At 66.5% G+C, this 18,003-nt stretch carries 16 protein-coding genes and 1 pseudogene; 11 read left to right on the forward strand and 6 right to left on the reverse strand.

Annotated elements, in window-relative coordinates; all coding sequences use genetic code 11:
- Positions 1–534 precede the first annotated feature (534 nt).
- A pseudogene (locus ACMX2H_RS13920) lies at positions 535–1,734 on the forward strand (IS30 family transposase).
- A 218-nt stretch (positions 1,735–1,952) separates the two neighbouring features.
- Here the strand turns inward: ACMX2H_RS13920 and ACMX2H_RS13925 are convergent.
- Positions 1,953–2,570 (reverse strand): TrmH family RNA methyltransferase, encoded by a 618-nt coding sequence (locus tag ACMX2H_RS13925; RefSeq protein WP_414961261.1) that lies wholly within the window; start codon positions 2,568–2,570, stop codon positions 1,953–1,955.
- Positions 2,571–2,765: 195 nt separating this feature from the next.
- Between ACMX2H_RS13925 and ACMX2H_RS13930 the strand changes: the two genes are divergently transcribed.
- Complete coding sequence (locus ACMX2H_RS13930; protein ID WP_414961158.1) at positions 2,766–3,572, forward strand: HAD-IIA family hydrolase; 807 nt, start codon at positions 2,766–2,768, stop codon at positions 3,570–3,572.
- Positions 3,573–3,633: 61 nt separating this feature from the next.
- Here the strand turns inward: ACMX2H_RS13930 and ACMX2H_RS13935 are convergent, their stop codons facing one another.
- Both ACMX2H_RS13935 and pyrE read right to left on the reverse strand, forming a co-directional pair.
- Positions 3,634–4,644: a thioesterase domain-containing protein gene (locus ACMX2H_RS13935; protein WP_414961160.1), complete on the reverse strand. Its 1,011-nt coding sequence runs from the start codon at positions 4,642–4,644 to the stop codon at positions 3,634–3,636.
- A gap of 25 nt (positions 4,645–4,669) precedes the next feature.
- Complete coding sequence (gene pyrE / locus ACMX2H_RS13940; protein ID WP_414961162.1) at positions 4,670–5,248, reverse strand: orotate phosphoribosyltransferase; 579 nt, start codon at positions 5,246–5,248, stop codon at positions 4,670–4,672.
- 226 nt (positions 5,249–5,474) lie between these two features.
- Between pyrE and ACMX2H_RS13945 the strand changes: the two genes are divergently transcribed.
- The gene (locus tag ACMX2H_RS13945) at positions 5,475–6,155 is read left to right on the forward strand and encodes an alpha/beta fold hydrolase (protein ID WP_414961164.1); all 681 of its coding nucleotides are present in this window, start codon (positions 5,475–5,477) and stop codon (positions 6,153–6,155) included.
- 60 nt (positions 6,156–6,215) lie between these two features.
- Here ACMX2H_RS13945 and ACMX2H_RS13950 read toward each other — a convergent pair whose 3' ends face one another.
- Together ACMX2H_RS13950 and ACMX2H_RS13955 are read right to left on the reverse strand one after the other, a co-directional pair.
- Positions 6,216–6,638 carry a hypothetical protein gene (locus ACMX2H_RS13950; protein WP_414961166.1) on the reverse strand — a complete coding sequence of 141 codons (423 nt, stop codon included), beginning with the start codon at positions 6,636–6,638 and terminating at the stop codon, positions 6,216–6,218.
- A 115-nt stretch (positions 6,639–6,753) separates the two neighbouring features.
- Positions 6,754–7,953, reverse strand: coding sequence for an ROK family transcriptional regulator (locus tag ACMX2H_RS13955; RefSeq protein WP_414961168.1), 1,200 nt, complete (start codon positions 7,951–7,953; stop codon positions 6,754–6,756).
- Between the two features lie 116 nt (positions 7,954–8,069).
- On the opposite strand from ACMX2H_RS13955, the gene ACMX2H_RS13960 reads away from it, so the two are divergent.
- The 8 genes from ACMX2H_RS13960 to nadE all read left to right on the forward strand — a co-directional run bounded on the left by ACMX2H_RS13960 (position 8,070) and on the right by nadE (position 17,329).
- Positions 8,070–9,695, forward strand: a complete 1,626-nt coding sequence (locus ACMX2H_RS13960) for a sugar ABC transporter ATP-binding protein (RefSeq protein WP_414961170.1) — start codon at positions 8,070–8,072, stop codon at positions 9,693–9,695.
- Positions 9,692–10,741, forward strand: a complete 1,050-nt coding sequence (locus ACMX2H_RS13965; RefSeq protein WP_414961172.1) for an ABC transporter permease — start codon at positions 9,692–9,694, stop codon at positions 10,739–10,741. Before ACMX2H_RS13960 ends, ACMX2H_RS13965 begins: the two co-directional genes overlap by 4 nt.
- Positions 10,738–11,847, forward strand: a complete 1,110-nt coding sequence (locus tag ACMX2H_RS13970; protein ID WP_414961174.1) for an ABC transporter permease — start codon at positions 10,738–10,740, stop codon at positions 11,845–11,847. The genes ACMX2H_RS13965 and ACMX2H_RS13970 overlap by 4 nt, the downstream gene beginning before the upstream one ends.
- A 1-nt stretch (position 11,848) precedes the next feature.
- Complete coding sequence (locus ACMX2H_RS13975) at positions 11,849–13,075, forward strand: substrate-binding domain-containing protein (protein ID WP_414961176.1); 1,227 nt, start codon at positions 11,849–11,851, stop codon at positions 13,073–13,075.
- 120 nt (positions 13,076–13,195) lie between these two features.
- On the forward strand, positions 13,196–14,044 hold the full coding sequence (locus ACMX2H_RS13980) for a sugar phosphate isomerase/epimerase family protein (RefSeq protein ID WP_414961178.1): 849 nt from the start codon (positions 13,196–13,198) through the stop codon (positions 14,042–14,044).
- Positions 14,045–14,133: 89 nt separating this feature from the next.
- Complete coding sequence (locus ACMX2H_RS13985; RefSeq protein ID WP_414961180.1) at positions 14,134–15,333, forward strand: Gfo/Idh/MocA family protein; 1,200 nt, start codon at positions 14,134–14,136, stop codon at positions 15,331–15,333.
- Entirely contained in the window at positions 15,323–16,318 is a 996-nt protein-coding gene (locus ACMX2H_RS13990) for a sugar phosphate isomerase/epimerase family protein (protein WP_414961182.1), read from the forward strand. The genes ACMX2H_RS13985 and ACMX2H_RS13990 overlap by 11 nt, the downstream gene beginning before the upstream one ends.
- 186 nt (positions 16,319–16,504) lie before the next feature.
- Positions 16,505–17,329, forward strand: coding sequence for an ammonia-dependent NAD(+) synthetase (gene nadE, locus ACMX2H_RS13995; protein ID WP_414961184.1), 825 nt, complete (start codon positions 16,505–16,507; stop codon positions 17,327–17,329).
- A 27-nt stretch (positions 17,330–17,356) separates the two neighbouring features.
- On the opposite strand, the gene ACMX2H_RS14000 is transcribed toward nadE, so the two are convergent.
- Positions 17,357–17,959: a uracil-DNA glycosylase family protein gene (locus ACMX2H_RS14000; RefSeq protein ID WP_414961186.1), complete on the reverse strand. Its 603-nt coding sequence runs from the start codon at positions 17,957–17,959 to the stop codon at positions 17,357–17,359.
- Between the last annotated feature and the right edge of the window lie 44 nt (positions 17,960–18,003).

Raw genomic sequence — 18,003 nt, forward strand, 5'->3', positions numbered from 1 at the left:
CGAGATTGTGGCCCAGGTGGAGAAGGCGTTCGGCGCCGACTCCAAGGCGTCGGTGACCGTGGTGACGTCGGACCGCGCGCTGCGCGAACGAATCGAGTCCCTCGGCGCACGCGCAGTCGGCGCGGGAACCCTGCTGGAACTGCTCGGCTGACTCGCCGCGGAGCCGCGCCGAAGTCCGCTCCGGATTCGCACGCCCCGGACAGTGGCCGCTCCATTCGATCCCACGTTTAATACCGGCTGGGAATGTTTCCGCAGGGCGGAATCAATCGGTGAATGCAACAACCTGAAAGGGGTTGCTGCATGGATTTCGATGATCCGGCGTCCATTCGTCTTGTTCAGTTGGTCCGCTCGGGGCTCTCACTGAAGAAGGCGTCTGCCCAGGCCGGCTTGTCTTACGACGAAGGCAGGACGCGGTGGGCGAGGCTTGACGGCCGGAAGCTGCAGGGCGGCAGGCTGGGAGGCCTGCCGAAGCCACCCCGCCGGAAGCCTGCCGTCAGGGCCCGCGGACCCTGGGAATTCACGGATGCTGCCTCGCTGCGTTTCGTGGAGCTGGTCCGATCCGGTGCGTCGATGTTGGCGGCCTCCCGCGAGGCGGGGCTGACCTACGACCAAGGCAGGACCCGGTGGGCAAGACTGGGCGATGTGAAACTGCAATTAGGCGCGATCGGCGGGATACCTCGGCCAAAGAAACCGCGGGGGCTGGCCCCCGGAGACATTCCGGCAGCGCCGGCAGCACCATGCACCGGACCGGTGACCTTCTATGAACGGTGCATGATCCAGTTGCGGCTCCAGGATGGGTGGAAACAGGCAAGGATCGCCAAAGAACTCGGCAGGGATCCGAGCGTCATCAGCCGTGAACGCTGCCGCAACCGGAACAAGGACGGCATCTATGACGCCAGATGGGCCCAACTCAATGCCGAGAAGCAACTGAAGCGGCCCAAAGGATTCAAGCTGTTGGCCAGTCCGGAGTTGGTCAAGTTCGTCGAGGACAACATGGACGACGGGTGGAGCCCGAAGCTGATCTCCGACGTCCTAAAAGTCCTTCACCCGGAGAATAGGGACATGCAGGTATCGCACGAGACGATCTACCAATGCCTCTACGTTCAAGGCCGCGGCGCCCTTCGTCAGGACCTCTACCGTAGCCTGAGCCTCAAACGCAGTTCCCGACGCTCCCACAGCCGGACAACCAGCATGCGCGGCAGCCGCTACGAGGACGCGCTGACCATCCGCCAGCGTCCGCCAACCGTCCAAGACCGTGCCGTACCCGGACATTGGGAAGGAGACCTCATCCTCGGCGCGGGCAACACATCCGCGATCGGGACACTCGTTGAACGATCGACCAGGTTCACGATCCTGCTGCACCTGCCCGGCGACCATACCGCCCACACCGTCGCCGAAGCGATGCTCAAGGCCATGGGCGAACTTCCCTGGCACCTGCGCCGCTCGATCACTTGGGACCGCGGCGTCGAACTGGCCGATTAGGACCGGATCATGCTTGAGCTGCAAGCGCCGGTCTACTTCTGTGACCCTTACGCGCCGTGGCAGCGCGGATCGAACGAAAACACCAACCGCTTACTGCGGCACTGGTTCGAGAAGGGCAGCGACCTCTCCGGCCACACTCCCGAGGATCTCCGCCGCGTCCAGGACAAACTCAACAGCAGGCCGCGACCAACCCTGAACCTGAAGACTCCGGCCCAAGCCCTGACCGAACTACTCTTGCCACAGGTAGCCTGAACCCGACTACAAAATTGCATTCACCAATTGAATCCGCCCAGGTCAGCGGCCTATGGGTAGTCCGAAACATGGGAAGTTACTGCGATACGTGGGAAGTTACTCCCGGCTTGGGCGAGCCGACGCGGCGCGAACCACGGCCAACCAGTGCTGACGCGAACGCCGACGTTAGTCGCCCGCGAACCGGCCCGATCCACCGCCGGCGCCAGCCCCTCACCAGCCTACGGAGCGGGCGTTACCACCGGCTGGGCGAAGACGTGGCGGCGGATCCACGCGTGCATCGCGATGGCCGCAGCGGCGGAGGCGTTGATCGAGCGGGTGGAGCCAAACTGCGCGATCGACAGCGTGGCGTCGGCGGCGGCGTGGACCTCTGGCGTCAGCCCTGGCCCTTCCTGGCCGAATACCAGCACGGCGTTCTCGGGCAGGTCATAGGTTTCCAGCGGCACCGAATCGGGGAAGTTATCGATCCCGATGATTCGCAGCCCTTCGCCCTGCGCCCAGGCCACGAAGTCCTCCACGGTGGGGTGGTGCCGAACGTGTTGGTAGCGGTCGGTGACCATCGCCCCGCGCCGGTTCCACCGCCGTCGTCCGATGATGTGCACTTCCTTGGCCAGAAAGGCATTGGCGCAGCGCACGACGGAGCCGATGTTCAGGTCATGCTGCCAATTCTCGATGGCCACGTGGAAATTGTGGCGGCGCGAGTCCAGGTCCGCGACGATCGCATCGTGCTTCCAGTAGCGGTACTGGTCCGTCACGTTGCGGCGGTCGCCGTCGGCCAGCAGCTGCGGATCCCAGTGGTCACCCTCCGGCAGCGGCCCTTCCCACGGCCCGACGCCGATGCTCGCCTCAGCGGCGCCGGTTCCGGGAGCGTCGCGGTCGGCCCGGGAAACATCCGAACCGAGTTCCTGGCCGTCAGTTAGCGGTCGTTCGGCCTCGGCTTCACCTGCGTTTTTTTCCACCCCACAAGCCTAGGTGACAGACTGGGGCCGGAAGCGCCGTCCCGTCGGCACTCCCCGCGCGCACGAAAGGGAACCATGCACCAGCAGAAGACTCGCACACCCGCCGACATTGAGTGCTGGCTCACCGACATGGACGGCGTGCTGGTGCATGAGAGCACCGCTATCCCGGGCGCAGCTGAACTGATCCAGCGCTGGGTGGACACCTCCAAACGGTTCCTGGTGCTGACCAACAACTCCATCTACACTCCCCGGGACATGGCCGCACGGCTGCATCAGGCCGGACTGGAGGTGCCCGAGGAAAACATCTGGACCTCGGCCCTGGCCACCGCCCAGTTCCTTCGCAACCAGACCCCCTTGTCGGAGGGGCACGGCCGCGCATACGTGATCGGCGAGGCCGGGCTGACCACGGCCCTGCACGAGGCCGGCTTCATCCTGACCGACCGGGATCCGCAGTACGTGGTGCTGGGCGAAACGAGAACCTACTCCTTCGAAGCAATCACCAAGGCCATCCGGCTCATCCTGGCCGGTTCGCGATTCATCGCCACCAATCCAGACGCCACCGGCCCGTCCACGGAGGGCGTGCTGCCGGCAACCGGAGCCATCGCGGCGCTGATCAGCAAGGCCACCAACCGCATGCCGTACATTGTGGGCAAACCCAATCCGATGATGTTCCGCTCGGCCATGAACCAGATCGATGCCCACTCCGAGACCACGGCAATGATCGGCGACCGGATGGACACAGACATCGTCGCAGGCATGGAGGCCGGGCTGCACACCGTGCTGGTCTACACCGGCATCACCCAGCCCGACGACGTCTCCCGCTTCCCCTTCCGGCCGAACCAATCCTTCGACTCAGTGGCAGACCTGATTCCGCACCTCTAGGCGGCGACGACGGCGGCCTCGCCCTAGGCGGCAGGGCCTCCCCTAAGCCGACAATCCGCCCCTAGAAGAACTGCGCCCGGAAGCCGCCCACCGGCAGCGGGAGGAATGCGTCCTCCACTTGCTGGATGATCGGGACGTAGATTGCCGAGTTCCACTGCGGACTTGCGTGGGCCGGCCGGGCGCCCTCGGTGACCAGGTTGTTGGTCAGGAAGTTCGCCTCGTAGTTCACCAGCCAACTGCGCCGGGCGGTGGTGTAGTTGATCGTTTGATCCCCCGGATTTCCCATCCACACCATCTTGGTCTCGCCGATGCTGTGGCTGAACCGGTGCGCGTCGAAGTGGTAAATGTACGAGGACTGCGACTGGATCAGCGTGCTGGAGACCGCCAGCGGGGACAGCTGCTCCATGGTCTGCTCAACGATCTGCCGCCAGCTGCGTTCGTTTTTGTGCACAATCCGTTCGCCCAGCTCGTAGCCTCCGCGCAGATAGCTCGGGACCCGGTAGCCGGCCTCATACAGGAACACCACGCCTTCGAACATGGTTTTGTCCAGCACGTCGAACCGGCTGTAAGGGGACGAATCCATCAGGATCAGTTCCACCGGGAAGCCTTTGGCCCGCAGGCGCGCGGTCATCTCGACCGCCACCATGCCGCCGAAGCTGTGCCCGTAGAAGTAGAGCCTCTCCAGCCGGTTGTCCTGGATGTGCTTTTGCAGCACCTCGGTCAGTTCGGCCAGATCCAGCCCGCGGTTCGAATAGCCCGCCACCGCCAGCCGTCCACGCTCCGCCAGGCCGGGACGCAGCGAGTTCAGGATCCACAGCCCTTCCTCCCAGCTGGTCTTGTACCCCGGGAACAGCACCCAGCTGGAGCGCGGGAAGCGCCGGTCGGCGTGCTCGTCCGCCAGCGTGAGGATCTGCGGTTCGTTGCGCATCTCCTGGATGGACCGAGTGGCCGCCAGATCCGCGGCGGTGCCCAGGCCGAAGGCCGCAGCGATCAGGAACGAGCGCCGCGAGACCCGGTGCAGGTCGCTGGCCAGGCGCAGTTGGCGGGCGGCCTTGTTCCTGCGTACATCCATGAGTTTGGTGGGCTGCCTGCCGCGGCTAGTCCAGTCCCAGCTCGTCCTTGCCGAAGGCGAACAGATACGGCACGCCGGCTTCGGCCTCGATGCGCTCCTTGGCACCGGTGTCGCGATCGACGATGACGGCCACGGCCTTGATCAGGCCACCGGCGTTGCGCACGCCTTCCACCGCGGTCAAGGCGGAGCCGCCGGTCGTGGATGTGTCCTCCAGTATGACGACGGAGCGATCCTTGACGTCGGGACCCTCCACTTGGCGGCCCATTCCGTAGGACTTCTGCGCCTTGCGCACCACGAAAGCGTCCACGGCGCGGCCGGCGTCTGCCGACGCGTGCATCAGCGCTGTGCCCACCGGATCGGCACCCATCGTCAGCCCGCCGGCCGACTGGAACTCGATGCCGGCCTCGTCCAGCATGGCCAGCATGACCCTGCCGACCAGGCGGGAGGCTTCGTGGTGCAGGGTGACCCGGCGCAGGTCAATGTAGTAGTCAGCCTCGGCACCGCTGGACAGCGTGACCTTGCCGCGCACCACGGCCAGTTCTTTAATCAGTTCGAGCAGGCGGGCGCGGTCGGCCGCTGGATCGGCCGCAGAAGTCTGGGTCATAATCCCCAGTCTATGGGGTTGCTCGATTGTCCTTCCCCATCGGTGACGCGGGGAGCGGGCGCAAAGTTTCGATGACCCGGGGAGCTGAACCCAGAGTTGCGCCGTCGCACGGACGCCCAGCGCAAAGTTTCCGGACTTCCGCGCCCCGCCAGCCTCCGGACCAGTGACCATCCGGCCCGGGGCTGTCATACTCAGGGCCACGCGAGCTAGGGGAGGTTTGCAGACAATGGCCACCTTTGTGTTGATTCACGGGGCCGGGGATGTCGGGTGGTACTGGCATTTGGTGGAGGCCCAACTGCGGGCCCGAGGGCATGACGTGGTCGCGCCCGATCTGCCCAGCGAGGACGAGGCCAAAGGGCTGGACGAGACGGCAGACGCGGTAGTCCGCGAGATCGGCGACCGGCAGGATTTGGTGGTCGTTGGCCAGTCCTTTGGCGGCTTCACCGCCCCGCTGATCGCCGCCCGGCTGCCGGTCAAGGTGCTGGTCTACCTTGCCGCAATGGTCCCGGCGCCCGGTGAGCGTCCCGCGGACTGGTGGGCCAACACCGGGTACAGCGAAGCGGCCGAGGCACAGGCGGCGGTGGACGGCGGATTGACCGGTAATCCGGATCCGTTCATCTGCTTCTACAACGGCGTCCCGCAGGAGCTGGCCGAGGAAGCACTGAGTTACGAGCGGGGCCAGTCCGAAGCGTCCCAGGCAGAACCCTGGCCGCTGGACGCACACCCGGACGTACCGACCAAGTTCATCCTGTGCAAGGACGACCGCTTCTTCCCCGCCGATTTGTTCCGCCGGATCGTGCCCGAGCGGTTGGGCATCGTCCCGGACGAGATCCCCGGCTGCCACTGCGTGGCGCTCAGCCACCCAAAAGAGCTGGCAGACCAACTGGAGAGTTACTTGGGCGAATAGCTGACTGGTCCCGTGCGGCAGCCCGTCGGCTACGGCCTGCCAGCCGTCCGGGACCGTCGCTTAAAGCCCCCAGACCAGCAGGTTCGGGTGCAACTGCTCCCAATCGGCTGCAAGTTCTCGGCTCGCGTCGTATCTGTCCTGAATCAGTTTGGCCTTCACCCCGGAGACGCCAAGTTCAAGCGGCTCGGGGCCGACTTTGCCGCAGCCGGCCGATGCCTCATCAACCTCCAGATCCACGATGATCAAACAGACGCCATGCTTGGCAAAGTTGTCGGCGAGGGCAACGTAGAAGGCGCGATCTTCCTTTTCCATCAACAGCCGCGTGCTGTCTGGCAAGACGTTCACGTTCCCCAGTCCGGCGTCCAGCTTGTCACTTGGGCGGGCCGGGGTTTCCAGTGCCCCGATCCCCGTCGGTGATCCGCTACAGCCGGCCAGAGCCAGCAGCAGGGCAGCACCGGCTGCCCCTTTGACCAGTGCGCGCATGGCTCCCCTTCCGCCATTGGATGGCTATTTGTCTCACGCTAGCCACGTAACAAGAGGCATGGGAGCTCGACGAGGTTGCGAAACGATAACTTCAGGACTATCCGGAGCGCGGCAGTCACGCCGACGCGGCAGCCTCGATTGCCTCCGGCGACAGCACGTGCCCGATCGCCAGCGATACGGCCCCCAGCACGCCTGCTCGTTGGCCGGCTACGGACGGAGCGATCCGCAAGTGCTCGGTCGCCAGTGGCAGTGAGCGCCGGTAGACCACTTCCCGGATGCCGGCCAGCAGGTGCTCACCCGCCTGGGCCAGTCGCCCGCCGATCACGATCACCGACGGGTTGACCAGGTTCACGCAGGTAGCCAGCACATCGCCGATGTCCCGGCCGGCCTGTCGCACGGCCTGGATCGCCTGCAAATCGCCCGAGCGCACCAAGTCAATCACATCCTGGCTGCTGTGGGCCCTCTTCCCCTCGGCGGACAACACCGCAGCCAGCGCCGGCCCGCCGGCCAGCGCCTCCAGGCAGCCGGTGTTCCCGCAGCGGCATGCCACGCCGTCGCCGCGCGGCACCCGTACGTGCCCCAGGTCCCCGGCTGTGCCTTGCGCGCCGCGTTGCAGTTGGCCGGAGGAAATGATGCCGGCACCAATTCCGGTGGCCACCTTGATTAACATCAGGTCGGCGGTGTCCGGCCAAGCCGTGGCCTGCTCGCCCAGCGCCATGATGTTGACGTCGTTGTCCACCAGGACCGGCACGTCGAAGTGTTGCTGTACCAGCCCGGGAACGTCCACGCGGTCCCAGCCAGGCATGATCGGCGGATTGATCGGCCGACCGGTGTCATGTTCCACCGGGCCGGGCAGTCCGATGCCAATCGCACCAAGGTCCGTGGCGCTCCGGCCGGATTCCTTCAGCAGCCTCGCCACCGCCTCGCACAGCCAGCCCAGCACGCTGTCCGGGCCACTGGCGATGCTCAGCTCGGCGCGCTCTTCGGCCAACACCGTACCGGAAAGGTCGGCCACGACCACCAGCGCGTGGGTTGCACCGAGGTCCGCTCCAACCACCAATCGTGCGGCCGGATTGAGCGCAAACAACGACGGCGGTCTGCCGCCGGTCGAGGTCGCCCCGCCGACCGGTGCAATCAGTCCCACCCGCATCAGCGCATCCACACGGGCGGTCACCGTGGACCGGGCCAGACCGGTCAGCTGCGCCAACTCTGCGCGGGTGCGCGGCTGGCCATCCCGGAGCAGCTGGAATACCTCACTGGCTCCTGCGGCTGGCTGCGCGGCCAGCCGCTGCTGGGCGACTTCGGAGTTCAACACACTTTCAGTAGAGCATGCCGCGCTTCTGTTTGTCTCTACGACGACTATGAAACAACTTCAAACAACTTTTGTTTGCCTATCGACAAAAGTATGTGAGGCATGCCACAGTAGGGGGCGTGGAGGGTATTCTCAGCAGCGATGCGGCCGAAAACGGCCAAATACGGGATCAGCCTGTGCTTGAAGTGCGCGGGCTGACGAAGAGTTTCTTTGGCAACCCGGTGCTGCAGGATGCGTCCCTGACGCTGCACCCGGGCGAGGTTCACGGCGTCGTCGGGGAAAACGGCGCCGGGAAGTCCACCTTGATGAAAATCCTGGCCGGGGTGTACCAGCGGGACTCCGGAACTGTGCTGCTGCGCGGGCAGAGCGTGCAGTTCAGCCACCCCACCCAGGCCCATGAAGCCGGCCTGTCCACCGTGTTCCAGGAGTTCAACCTGTTGCCGGACCGCACGGTGGCCGAGAACATCTATCTGGGCCGCGAACCCCGCAAGGGCCTGTTGGTCAGCCGGGCGAAGATGAACGCCGCCACCGCGGACCTACTGGAATCCCTCGGTATCGGATCGATCCGTCCCACAGCGCTGGCACGGTCGTTGTCAGTGGCCGAGCAACAAATCGTGGAGATCGCCAAGGCGGTCAGCTACGACGCCCGAATCATCTCGATGGATGAGCCGACCGCCGCTTTGTCCGGCCCGGAAGTCTCCCTGCTGTACGGCATCGTGCAGCGGCTGGCCGAGCGAGGCACCGGAATCCTCTACGTCTCGCACCGGCTGCGCGAAATCTTCGACCTCTGCCAGACCATCACCGTGCTCAAGGACGGGCGGATCGTGGACACCAAACCCGCCGCCGAACTGGACGACGCGTCCTTGGTGCGGATGATGGTGGGCCGGCCCATCTCCGCGTACTTCCCCGACAAGCTCCCGGCCGAGCCTGCGGCACCAAGCCGGACGGCGGAAAGCCCGGCGGCGGCGGCCGGCGAAACCGCTGCCCCCACCCCGTTGCTGGAACTGGAGGGTGCCGGCAACGACCAACTGGACGGCATCGGCCTGCGGCTGATGCCCGGCGAGATCGTCGGCGTCGCCGGACTCCAGGGCTCCGGCCGAACAGAACTGCTGCACGCCATCTTCGGCGCCGCGCCGTTCAACCGCGGCACCATGCAGCTGGACGGCCGGCCGGCCCGGGCACATTCTCCGCGGCAAGCAGTACGGCAGGGCATCGCGCTGATCACCGAAGACCGCAAGGCGCAGGGCCTGAGCCTGAACCAGTCGCTGCTGGACAACGCGCTGGGCGTGGTCCGCGCCGTGTTCCCCGGCCGCACGTCCAGCGTCCGGCGCGAGGTCGCCGGTTCGTTCAGCAGCTTGGAGGTCGTCGCCCGGGACCTGGACCAAGAGGTGCAGTACCTCTCCGGCGGCAACCAGCAGAAGATCGTGCTGGCCAAGTGGCTGGCAGTCTCCCCGCGCGTGGTGCTGCTGGACGAACCAACCCGGGGCATCGACGTCGGCGCCAAGGTGGCGGTGTACCGGTTGATGCGCCAGCTTGCCGCCGAGGGGAAGGGCGTACTGATGGTTTCGAGCGAACTGCCGGAGGTGATCGGCATGTCCGACCGGATCCTGGTGATGCGCGACGGGCGGCTCACCGGGGAACTCCCCGCGGGATCCACCGAAGAGGAAATCCTGCGACTTGCTACCGGCGCGAGGGTGCCCGGCACGACGCCGGAGGACGGCAGCACGACCGGAGGGACGGCATGACGACCACGCGCTCGGCAGCCCGGGCCACGCAGACCGCACCGGCCGGTGGGTTTTTCGCCAGGCTGAGCTCAACCCAGATCGTCTATCTGGTGGCTCTGCTGGTGCTGATCGCCGGCAGCATCCTGGTGGCCACCACCGGCCGCAACTTTTTCAGCCCGGGAAACATCTCCGCCATCCTGACCGGCACCAGCGTCCTGGGCTTCATCGCCATTGGCCAGACCCTGGTGATCCTGGTCGGCAGCCTCGACCTCTCGGTCTCCTATGTGACCAGCCTGGCCAGCCTGATCGGCGCCGGCGTGATGGCCAACCGGAGCGAGAACGTGGTGTCCGCCGTGGCCTTGGCACTGGGGATCTCGGCGGTGATCGGCCTGGCCAACGGCCTGATCGTCGCAGGCCTCAAGGTGCACGGCTTCATTGCCACCCTGGGTATGGGGTTGATCATCAGCGGCTACCTGGCCACCAACTACAAGGGCAGTTTCGGCCAGACGCCGTTTTCGTTCCGGCTGATCGGTGCCACCGGGCTCGGGCCGGTGCCGATCTCCACCCTGATCATGCTCGGCTGCGCCACGCTGGTGATCCTGATGCTGCACCGAACCCGGATCGGCCACCACATTTATGCCGTCGGCGGCGACCGGGACGTGGCCCGCATGTCCGGCGTCCGCGTGCCAGGGGCTGTGATCACCGCACACGTGATCTGCTCGGTTCTCGCGGGCATGGCGGGCCTGCTGCTGGCCAGCCGGCTGGGCGTCGGCAGTCCGACGGTCGGTTCGCAGGGCGGCTACGACCTGCTCTCGATCGCCGCCGTCGTGCTGGGCGGAACGCTGCTGGCGGGCGGCAAGGGCTCGGTGGTCGGCACGCTCGGCGGCGTGCTGATCTTCGCGATGCTGGACAACATCATGTCCGTGCTGCAGATCAACCCGTTCCTCAAGGACGTGGTCCGCGGTGTGGTGATCGTGGTCGCCGTGGCCGTCTATGCCCGCCGCACCGTCATCACCCGGCCGCCGCGCTTTGGGCACGGCGGACACCAGCAGGAGCTACAGCCATGAGCACCATCCTGGACCCAGCAGCCGGCCGCGAGGTCCTGCAGCACAACCGTGCCGGCCGCGGCGAGCGCTTCCTGCGCGGCCTGCGGACTCCGGGCGGCGGCGTCTTCATCCTGCTGCTCGCCCTGCTGGTTGCCATCATCGTCATTAACCCGTCGTTCGGCGAGCCCGAATCCTTCATCCGTTTCATTGGCCGCACCGCCCCGATCGCCATCGCGGCCATCGGGCAGTACTTCGTCATTGTTTCCGGCGAGTTCGACCTTTCCATGGGGTCGGTAGTCACCATGCAAGTGATCGTGGCCGGCAACCTGATCGGCGACGACGACTCCAAGGTCATTCCGGTGCTGGCGCTGATGTTCGTCCTCGGCGCCGTGATCGGTCTGATCAACGGCCTCATCACCACCTTGCTGAAAGTCCCCAGCTTCATCGTCACGCTGGGCATGATGCTGGCGCTGCTGGGCCTGGTGCTCTTCTGGACCGGAGGCGCCGCCCAGGGCAACCCGGCGGACAGCTTCCGGCAGATCGGCCGTGGCGGCATCGAGGACGTACCGGTGCTCGGGATCATTCCCTATCCGGTGATCATCCTGACCGTGGTGGCAGTGCTGGCCTTCTGGCTGATGCGCCGCCCGTACGGACGCACGCTGATGGCGGTGGGCGACAACGACGTCGCCGCCGCCCTGACCGGTGCCCGCGTCTGGTGGGTGCGCACCCGCGCCTTCATGCTCTCCTCGCTCGCCGCCACGGTCGCGGGAATCCTGCTGGTCGGCTACGCCGGAGTTCACCCCTCGGTAGGGCGAGGGTACGAGTTCACGGCGATCACCGCCGTCGTGCTCGGAGGGGTGGTGCTGGGCGGTGGGCGCGGCTGGGTGCTTTCCGCCGCCGCCGGCGCCTTCGCCCTGGAAGCGCTGTTCACGCTGCTGAACTTCATGGGCGTGGCGTCCACTTGGCGTCCCACAGTGCAGGGCGTCATCATCATCGTCGCCGTGGCTGCCGCCGCGCAGTCATGGCAACGCAAGCGCCGCGGAGGCTCTGCGGCCGCGCAATCCGAACAACAACGCATCACTGCGGCACCAGAGCCCGCTGAGGGCACCGACAAGGGAGGGAACTGACATGACGAGGAAACGTCTAAGTACCGCGGTCGCGCTCACAGCGGCCGGCTCGTTACTGGCCATGACGGCGTGCACCACCGATCAGTCGATTACGGAGGAGGGCGGCAGCCCCGCCGCGTCGGCTCCGGCGGAGACCACCGAGGCCACCACGGAGTGGTTCGACCAGGCGCTCTATGACGAACAGTTCGAACAGCGCACCGCCGACTTCGAGGGCAATCCCGACCAGCCGTGGCTGCAGTACATTGCCGGCGACATGACCGACACCGCCGACTTCGCCGCCGAGGGCGCCAAGAAGGTGTGCTTCGCCAATGCGTCCATCTCCAACCCGTGGCGCCAGACCGGCTGGATCACCATGAACCAGCAGCTCAAGGTGCTGCAGGACGAAGGCGTGATCTCCGAGATGGAGACCCGCGACGCGCAGGACGATTCCAATACCCAGATTGCCGACATCGACTACTTCATCAGCGAAGGAAACTGCGATGCCTTTGTGATCTCGCCGAACGCGACGGCGGCGCTGACGCCGGCCGTGGAGCGAGCCTGCGAGACCGGCAAGCCGGTGGTGGTCTTCGACCGCGGCGTCGAAACCGACTGCGCCACCACCTTCATCCACCCGATCGGCGGATTCGCCTGGGGCATCGACACCGCCAACTTCCTCTCCGAACGGCTGCAGCAGGGCGACAAGGTAGTGGCGCTGCGCATCCTGCCCGGCGTGGACGTGCTGGAGCAGCGCTGGGCGGCGGCGGAGAAGATCTTCGAGGAAAAGGGCATCGAAGCCACCGACTACTTCACCGGCGCCGATCCGACCGAGATCAAGAAGATCATCTCCGACGAGCTGGCCACCGGCGACGTACAGGGTGTTTGGATGGATGCCGGCGACGGCGCCGTCGCAGCGATCGAGGCGTTCGAAGACGCCGGCAAGGACCTCCCGGTGATGACCGGTGAGGACGAACTGAGCTTCCTGCGCAAGTGGAAGGACACCGGCATCGACGCACTAGCCCCGGTCTACTCCAACTTCCAGTGGCGCACCCCGCTGCTGGCGGTGCAGAAGATCTTCGCCGGCGAAGAAATTCCGGCCGAGTGGGTGCTGCCGCAGACGCCGATCCCGGCCGAGGAGCTGGACGACTGGCTGAAGCGCAATGAAGGCATGCCGGACGGCCACTACGCCAAGTTCGGCGGCGAGGACCTGCCGGGCTACCCGGAGGTCTGGCAGCAGCGCCAGATTCCGTAAAGCAGGCGTGTCCGGCCGGGTGTGGGGGCCCGTCCGGACACGCTCCTCCCGTCCGGACGCGTGTTCGGGCGGATCACGCACGGCACCGTGCACGGCAGCAGCAGTTGAGGGAGGTACACCATGGACCGGCCGATCGGGATCAACACCTGGGTGTGGCAGTCCCCGCTGACCGACGCCGTGCTGCCGCAGCTGCTGGCGAAGATCGCCGGGATGGGGTTCGATGCGGTGGAACTGCCGCTGGAAAACCCCGGCGACTTTACCGCCGGCACTGCCCGGGACGTCCTCGAGGCCACGAACCTGAAGCCCTACCTGGTGGGCGCCATGGCACCGGGCCGCGAATTGGTCCTGGCCGACGCCGGGTCGGTGCAGGCCACCCAGGACTATCTGGCGGCCTGCATCGATCTGGCGCACGACCTGGGTGCCCCCGCCGTGTGTGGGCCGTTCTACTCGAGCACTGGCCGGGTCTGGCGGATCGATGCCGAGGACCGGAACGAGGCGTACCGCCAACTGCGCGCCAATCTGGCGCCGCTGGCCGCCCGAGCCGAAGCGGCCGGCGTCGTGCTGGGAATTGAACCGCTCAACCGGTACGAGACTTCGCTGATCAACACCGTGGAGCAGGCGCTTGAAGCGCTGGACCCACTGCTCGGCCACGGTGTGGGGCTGGCGTTGGACAGCTACCACCTGAACATCGAAGAACGTTCCAGTTCGGCGGCCATCCGCGCTGCCGGCGAACACCTGGTCCACCTGCAGGTCTGCGGCAACGACCGCGGAGCCCCGGGCGGCGACCAGACCGACTGGCCGGCGCTGCTGAAGGCGCTGGACGACGTGGGCTATGCCGGCCCGCTGAACATCGAGAGCTTCACGGCGGACAACGCCGCAATCGCCACGGCCGCCTCCATCTGGCGTCCACTGGCACCGAGCCAAGACCGGCTGGCCGAGGACGGGCTGGCGTTCCTGCGCAGCCTCTGACCGCGGCCGCTGGCCTTCAGTCGCCCGATGGTTCGGGCGCAGCACAGGCCGAGCCACAGCACAGACCGACGAGCACCAAGGAGAAGACGATGACCGCCAATCCGGACGGGCCGCCGCTGGGCGTGGCGGTATTGGGGCACGCCTTCATGGGCAAGGCGCACTCCAATGCCTGGCGCAATGTCTCCGCCTTCTATCCCGGCGGGCCCGCGGTGGCCCAGCGGGTGCTGGCCGGCCGCGACCCGCACAGCGTCGCCGCTGATGCCGGCCGGTACGGCTGGGCCGAGGGCTCCACGGACTGGCGCGCCGTCCTGGAACGCGACGATGTGCAGATCGTGGACATCTGCACCCCCGGCCACCTGCACGCCGAACTGGCGGTGGCTGCGCTGGAGGCCGGCAAGCACGTGATCGTGGAGAAGCCGCTGGCCAATTCGGTGGCCGAGGCCGAGACGATGGCGGCCGCGGCCCGAACCGCGCGCGCCTCCGGTGTGCAGGCCATGGTCGGCTTCAACTACCGCCGGGTTCCCGCGCTGGCCTTGGCCCGCCAGTTGATCGCCGAGGGCAGGATCGGCACCGTCCGGCAGGTGCGGATCGCCTACCTGCAGGACTGGCTGGCCGACGATACCGCACCGATGACGTGGCGGCTGCGCCAAGAGACCGCGGGCTCGGGGGCGCTCGGCGATTTGGCTTCGCACGCGGTGGACCAGATCCACTTCCTGCTCGGCGCGCGCGTTACCTCCGTGTCCGCCACGCTCAACACGTTCGTGGACACCCGGCAGGGCCCGGACGGGCCGGAGCCGGTGACCGTGGACGACGCGGCGTGGGCCACGCTGCGACTGGACTCGGGCGCGGTGGCCAGCCTGGAGGTCACCCGGATGGCCACCGGCCGAAAGAACGCGCTGCGGATCGAGGTGTACGGATCGGGCGGGAACCTCAGCTTCGATCTGGAGCGGTTGAATGAACTCCACTATTACGACGCCGGTGCCCCGCCAGGGCTGGCAGGTGCGGCGAGGATCTTGGTCACCGAGCAGTCGCACCCGTACCTGCAGGCCTGGTGGCCGCCCGGGCATGTGCTCGGCTGGGACCACACCTTCACCAGCCAGGCCGCGGACTTCCTGGCCGCGGTGGCTGCCGGCTCGGCGCCCAGTCCCGGTTTTGAGGATGGTCTGGCGGTGCAAAAGGTGCTGGACGCGATGGTGCGCAGCGCCGCTCAGGAGGGCACCGCCGTCGTCCTTGCCGAACCCGGCACCCCGCACGACCTTTCAGCGACAGGAGCAACCGATGCCTCGTAACTTCACTCTGTTCACCGGCCAGTGGGCGGACCTGCCCTTCGAGAAGGTGGCGGAACTCGCCGCCGGATGGGGCTACGACGGCCTGGAAATCGCGGTGTCCGGCGACCATCTGGACGCGTGGCGTTGGGACGACGACGACTACATCGCCAACCGGCTGGACATCTTGGAACGCCACGGGCTGAAGGTATGGGCCATCTCCAACCACTTGAAGGGCCAGGCGGTCTGCGACGACCCGATCGACTTCCGGCACCAGGCGATCGTCGGCGAGCGCGTCTGGGGCGACGGCGATCCGGAAGGCGTCCGGACACGGGCGGCCGAGGAGATGATGCACACCGCGCGGCTGGCGCAGCGGCTCGGGGTGAAGACCGTGGTGGGGTTCACCGGGTCCTCCATCTGGCAGTACGTGGCGATGTTCCCGCCGGTGCCGGCCCACGTGATCGACGACGGCTACCGAGACTTCGCCAACCGGTGGAACCCCATCCTGGACGTGTTCGACGAATGCGGCGTGCGGTTCGCGCATGAGATCCACCCGTCCGAGATCGCCTACGACTACTGGTCCACGGTGCGGGCGTTGGAGGCCCTGGGGCACCGCGAGGCGTTCGGGATCAACTGGGATCCCAGCCACATGATGTGGCAGGACATTGACCCGGTGTCGCTGATCTGGGACTTCAAGGACCGGATCTACCATGTGGACTGCAAGGACACGAAGCTGCGGATCACCGGACGCAACACCCGGCTGGGATCGCACCTGCCCTGGGGCGACCCGCGGCGCGGCTGGGACTTCGTCTCCACCGGACGCGGAGACGTGCCGTGGGAGGCCAGCTTCCGGGCACTGGCAGCGATCGGGTACGACGGACCGATCTCGGTGGAGTGGGAGGACGCCGGGATGGACCGGTTGCAGGGGGCGCCGGAAGCGCTGGAGTTCCTGAAGCGGTTCGACTTTGACCCGCCGGAGACCTCGTTCGACGCCGCGTTTAAGCAGTAGCGGCGCGGGGGGGGGTTCGCACCGGGGTCCGCGGCCGGGCCACCGGCGGGTTCCCCCGCCAGAACTGTCCAGGTTCAGCCATAACTGTCCACGTTTCGACGCGCTGCGAGCCCCTGACCTGCGACGATGTTCAGGCGGCCGCCAAAACGTGGACACCAATCCGAGGTCCTCCAGTAGGCTGAGGTCATGCGTGAACTCCAAGCCACGATCATTGACGAAATGGGCGTCCAGCCCTCCATCGACCCGGCGCAGGAAGTCGCACGGCGCGTCGGATTCCTCAAGGACTACCTCAAGGCCACCGGCACCAAGGGCTACGTGCTGGGCATCAGCGGGGGCGTCGACTCCAGCCTTGCCGGCAAGCTCGCGCAGCTGGCCGTGGACGAGCTCAAGGCCGAGGGCGTAGAAGCCACCTTCGTTGCCGTGCGCCTGCCATACGGGGTCCAGCATGACGAAGAGGACGCCCAGGCAGCGATGGACTTCATCAGGCCGACGGCGTCATGGACGTTCAACATCAAGTCAGCGGTTGACGGCTTCCAGTCCGAGTTCACGGAGACCACCGGCGAAGAGATCACCGACTTCAACAAGGGCAACATCAAAGCCCGCGCCCGGATGATGGCCCAGTACGCGCTGGCGGGACAGCACAACTACCTGGTGCTGGGCACGGATCACGGCGCAGAGTCGGTGACCGGCTTCTTCACCAAGTTCGGCGACGGCGCGGCCGACGTGCTCCCACTCTTTGGGCTGAACAAGCGGCAGAACCGCCAACTCCTGGAACACCTCGGCGCCAGCGACCAAGTGGCGCACAAGGTGCCGACGGCGGACCTGCTGGACGACAAGCCGGGCCGCACGGACGAAGACGAACTGGGCATCAGCTACGACCACATCGACGAGTACCTCGAGGGCGGCACGATACCGGATGAGGTCGCCGAGAAGATCGAGCAGCGCTACCTAATGACCAGGCACAAGCGCACCACCCCGGTGTCCATCCTGGACAAGTGGTGGCGAAGCTAGCTGTCCTGAGCCTGGACCAGCTGGCGCTCAGCCGACCAGTCTCTTCGCCCGCCGCACGGCCTGACGGAAGTCTTCCTGGTTCTTCTTGCTGATCATCCCCCGGCTGCCGGGGCTGGGCGCCTTGATGACGGTCGGCTTGCTGAACGCACCCATGTGCTTCGCCCACTGGGCCTTGGTGAAGGTCCCGCACAGCACGACGACTTCCAGGCGAGGCAGCAGCCCCAGCACCGATTTGAGCGCTTTGACTCCGGCGATGGTCTGAACCGGTGTGGGCTCGGCCCCGTCCAGGAAAAAGGGCACGGTGTTCCACAGCACGATTCCGTCATGGAGCTCCGCGTCGTTGCGTTCTGTCCAGCACCGCTCGGCGGCCTGGTCCGGGTTGTCTACCGAGACGAATCCCGGCTCCTCGGCCGTGACTGTCGCGGCTCCGGGGCTGTCGAGCAAGAAAAGCACCCGCGCTGCGGAACCGGCATCCGCCGGGTCGAAATGCGGTACGGGCTCTGTTCGTGTCTTTGCGAATTCCTCCCGCCATTCTTCAAGTTCTTGGATGGCCGGCGCGGTGTGCAGCATGGCTTTCCTCTGCTGCTGTTCGTTCGGATCTGCGAGAGACTGCGGCTTATCGGCGAACATGTCCCCAACATACCCTCGGGCCAACGGAGCCGTCAGGGCCATTC

Origin of the sequence: Arthrobacter sulfonylureivorans (assembly GCF_047607445.1) — a bacterium.
GTDB classification, from domain to species: Bacteria; Actinomycetota; Actinomycetes; order Actinomycetales; family Micrococcaceae; genus Crystallibacter; species Crystallibacter sulfonylureivorans_A.

Coding starts and splice junctions, on each gene's coding strand:
- ACMX2H_RS13990 (WP_414961182.1), top strand. CDS start 15,323: ATGCCTCGTAACTTCACTCTGTTCACCGGCCAGTGGGCGGACCTGCCC.
- ACMX2H_RS13980 (WP_414961178.1), top strand. CDS start 13,196: ATGGACCGGCCGATCGGGATCAACACCTGGGTGTGGCAGTCCCCGCTG.
- ACMX2H_RS13945 (WP_414961164.1), top strand. CDS start 5,475: ATGGCCACCTTTGTGTTGATTCACGGGGCCGGGGATGTCGGGTGGTAC.
- ACMX2H_RS14000 (WP_414961186.1), bottom strand. CDS start 17,959: ATGTTCGCCGATAAGCCGCAGTCTCTCGCAGATCCGAACGAACAGCAG.
- nadE (WP_414961184.1), top strand. CDS start 16,505: ATGCGTGAACTCCAAGCCACGATCATTGACGAAATGGGCGTCCAGCCC.
- ACMX2H_RS13950 (WP_414961166.1), bottom strand. CDS start 6,638: ATGCGCGCACTGGTCAAAGGGGCAGCCGGTGCTGCCCTGCTGCTGGCT.
- ACMX2H_RS13970 (WP_414961174.1), top strand. CDS start 10,738: ATGAGCACCATCCTGGACCCAGCAGCCGGCCGCGAGGTCCTGCAGCAC.
- ACMX2H_RS13975 (WP_414961176.1), top strand. CDS start 11,849: ATGACGAGGAAACGTCTAAGTACCGCGGTCGCGCTCACAGCGGCCGGC.
- ACMX2H_RS13935 (WP_414961160.1), bottom strand. CDS start 4,644: ATGGATGTACGCAGGAACAAGGCCGCCCGCCAACTGCGCCTGGCCAGC.
- ACMX2H_RS13930 (WP_414961158.1), top strand. CDS start 2,766: ATGCACCAGCAGAAGACTCGCACACCCGCCGACATTGAGTGCTGGCTC.
- pyrE (WP_414961162.1), bottom strand. CDS start 5,248: ATGACCCAGACTTCTGCGGCCGATCCAGCGGCCGACCGCGCCCGCCTG.
- ACMX2H_RS13965 (WP_414961172.1), top strand. CDS start 9,692: ATGACGACCACGCGCTCGGCAGCCCGGGCCACGCAGACCGCACCGGCC.
- ACMX2H_RS13985 (WP_414961180.1), top strand. CDS start 14,134: ATGACCGCCAATCCGGACGGGCCGCCGCTGGGCGTGGCGGTATTGGGG.